At 68.1% G+C, this 3,275-nt stretch carries 1 protein-coding gene; it reads right to left on the reverse strand.

The window, feature by feature from the left end; translation table 11 throughout:
• Positions 1 to 496: 496 nt before the first annotated feature.
• Positions 497 to 2,980, reverse strand: a complete 2,484-nt coding sequence (locus ACWDA7_RS51490) for a SpoIIE family protein phosphatase (RefSeq protein ID WP_450614968.1) — start codon at positions 2,978 to 2,980, stop codon at positions 497 to 499.
• Positions 2,981 to 3,275: the final 295 nt, after the last annotated feature.

The following is a 3,275-nucleotide window of genomic DNA, read 5'->3' on the forward strand; positions in this document are numbered from 1 at the left end:
GACCACAGGGTCACCCCTCGGTAGCCCCGCCATCCGCTCGGTGCCCTACTCGCCTGCAAAGACGGAGACGGCCTGCTCTGCATGGTTCTCCCAGGTTCGGCGCGCACGGCAATGAAGCGTCGCCGCTCGGTATGCACACCGAGCTGCAACAGGGCACAGGGCACCGGGAAGAGCAGCCGTTCGTACGTCCACAAACTGCTGTATCCGGCCGCTTCGGCCGTTCCGGCTGCTTCGACCACGTTGCAGATCCACTCCCAATCTCTGGGGCGGACGAAGTCCGAGTTTCACGAAACCTCCGATGTGGTCGTTGGAGTTTGGCGACAAGGCGGGAAGGCCGGATGGGACTTTCCCCCCCGACACCGGGCTGCCGCTGGCGTGGCGTGGTGTGGGAGCGTACGTCCGCTCTCCAGCCACATAAAGGGTGCGTACGAGTTGTCGGTCTTCTCGGGGCACAGGCACTGGCCTCCAAGCGCTTGAGCTGGGCGGGTAAGTGGTTTCACGCACTGGCTGGCAGTTGCTGATCAGCCCAGGTGAGTTTGCCGTCCGGGATGTGGCGGGTTCCCCATCGGCGGGACAGTTGAGTGACCAGGAAGAGGCCGCGGCCGTGTTCGTCGGTGGTGCGGGGGTGACGCAGAAGCGGGTGGCTGTGGCTGGCGTCGGAGACTTCGCAGGTCAGCATCTCGTGCCGGATGAGGCGTAGGCCGATCGTGCGGTCGCTGTTGCAGTCGCCGTGGATGATGGCGTTGGTGAATAGTTCGCTGACGATCAGCTCTGTGGACTCGGCTAGGTGTTCCAGTCCCCACTGGGTCAGCTGCCGGATAGCGAGAGTTCGGGCACGGCTGACGACGGCGGGATCGCTGGGGAACTGCCAAGAGGCAACCTGGTCTGCGCTCAGCGAGTGGGTCCGTGCGAGGAGCAGAGTGACATCGTCGCTCGGCGGCTTGGCCCGCAGTGTGTCCACCGTGGACGAGCACAGATCGTCCAGTGTGAGGTGGGGCCGTGCGAGGGCCGCGCGCAAACGGTTCATGCCGGCGCTGATGTCCTGGTGACGGGCCTCGATCAGACCGTCGGTGTAGAGGGCGAGCACGCTTCCTTCGGCGAGTTCCAAAGTTACGGACTCGAAGGGGACTAGTCCGAGGCCGAGCGGTGCTCCGCTGGGCAGGTCGGGGAAGGCGACGTGGCCGTGCGGGTCGATGACCGCGGGCGGGGGGTGGCCAGCCCCGGCCATCGTGCAGGTGCGGGTGGCCGGGTCGTAGACGGCATACAGTGAGGTGGCGGTCATCGTGGTGGTGGCCGGGTGCCGGGGGTCGGCGTCCGCCTCGGTGAGGTGGACGACCAAGTCGTCGAGGTGGGCCAGCAGTTCGTCCGGGGCAAGGTCCATGGCGGCCAGGGTGCGTACGGCGGTGCGGAGTCTGCCCATGGTCGCGGCGGCGTTGATGCCGTGTCCGACCACGTCGCCGACGACCAGTGCGACCCGGGCGCCGGGCAGCGGGATCACATCGAACCAGTCACCCCCGACGCCGTAGTGACCGTCGGCAGGCAGGTAGTGCCAGGCCACCTCGGCGGCGGACCCGCCTGTTGCGCGGCGGGGGAGCAGGTGGCGCTGCAGCGCGAGAGCCGCGGAGCGCTCGCGCACGTATTGGCGAGCGTTGTCCAGGGCCAGCGCTGCCCAGCTGACGAGTTCCTCGGCCAAGAGCAGGTCCTCCTCCTCGAACGACCTGGGGTCCTTCGTCCGCACGAAGACCGCTACGCCCAGCACTGCGCCTCGGGCGTGAATCGGGACGACCATCAACGAGTGCATGGCGTGCTCGCGGATCTTCTCCGCCCACGCCGCGCCGTGGTGGTCCAGCCATGTGCCCGGGGATGTGTCCAGCGTCGGCTCGAAGTGGGATTTCCCGGAGCGCAGGACACCGGTGAAGGGCGAAGCGGGCGGGACGAAGACCGGCTCTCCGCGAGCGAACAGGGACTCCGGCGTTCCCGGGTGGATCGAGGCCAGGCCGGCACGGCGGAAGACGGGGATGCGCCCGTCCTGTGCGCCGAGATGGGCCAAGGGCTGCTCGCCGAGTGGGACGGACTCCGCCAGGTCGACACTGGCGTAGTCCGCGAGGAACGGCACGGCGAGGTCGGCCAGTTCCTGCGCGGTCTGCATGACGTCCAAAGTGGCGCCGATGCGCCTGCTGGCCTCGCCGAGGATTGCCAGACGCTGTCGTGCCCGTCGGCAGTCGGTGACGTCCACGCTCACAGCGCACACGCCCAGCGGGCGACCCTGCGCGTCGTCGAGGCGGACGAAGGACGCTGTCAATATGCGGTTGCTTCGCACATTCTCTGGCAGCAAGGCCTGGTAGTCCACGTGCATCCCCGGGTCTCCGCTCTCCAGCACCTGGTGCATCACTGCTTCCAGCGTTTCGGCCCCCGTCCCGGGCGCCGCCTCCGTCAGCCTGCGGTCCAGCCGCTGTTGGAGAGGGATGCCGTCCCAGGAGGCCTGGGTGTCGTTCACCCGGATGCAGCGCAGGTGCGTGTCCCGTATGACGACACCGATCGGCAGGCGGCTCGGCAGCGGCAGCGTAGCGAGGAGCGGCACCGCCACTGTGGCCTCGGTCGGCCACGCGGGAAGCAAGCCATTGTCGGTCGCCCAGACCACCCACCAGTCCCGGCCGTCCTGCCCGGACAGCGATGACACGCACAGGCGCACGTCGATGCTGCGGCCGTCGCGGTGGCGGACCTGCGTGAGGTCGGACCAGCGGCCCCAGAGGGTGCTCTCTTGTGCGACTTGTGAAGCCTTTACTCGGTCGTCAGCGGCCACCAACAGGACACCGGCGGACCGCCCCACCACCTCCGCGGCCGAGTAGCCCACGAGCCGCTGAGCGGCCTGCGACCATGCGACCACCGTCCCCTGCGCGTCGAGGAGAGCTATCGCCGGGCCGACTGTCTCGATGGCCGTCTGAGCCTCGGAGACCGTGGTCTCTGCGGAACTGCCCATTGCTCTTCTCCTTCTGTGTCCCCCGGCGATGCGGCCCCCCAGCTGCTCGGCTGTCCGGTGGATGGATAGATCCAGGGCAGGGAGTGATCGAGCTACCAGGCACGGCAGGCCACAGCCCATTCACCAAATGCCTCCGAGGACGCCCCGGCCTTCAGGCCGGGGAGGAATCGGACCCCTGCGGAGCAGGGCAGGAAACGGTCTTTCGCCCCCAGGGCGAAAGACCGCCCACATGATCGGGTAAGGTGTGCGTGCGTTGCGAGAACCAAGCGCGCACCGTGCCGATCGAGAACCAAGA

This window comes from Streptomyces sp. NPDC001156 (genome assembly GCF_053598275.1).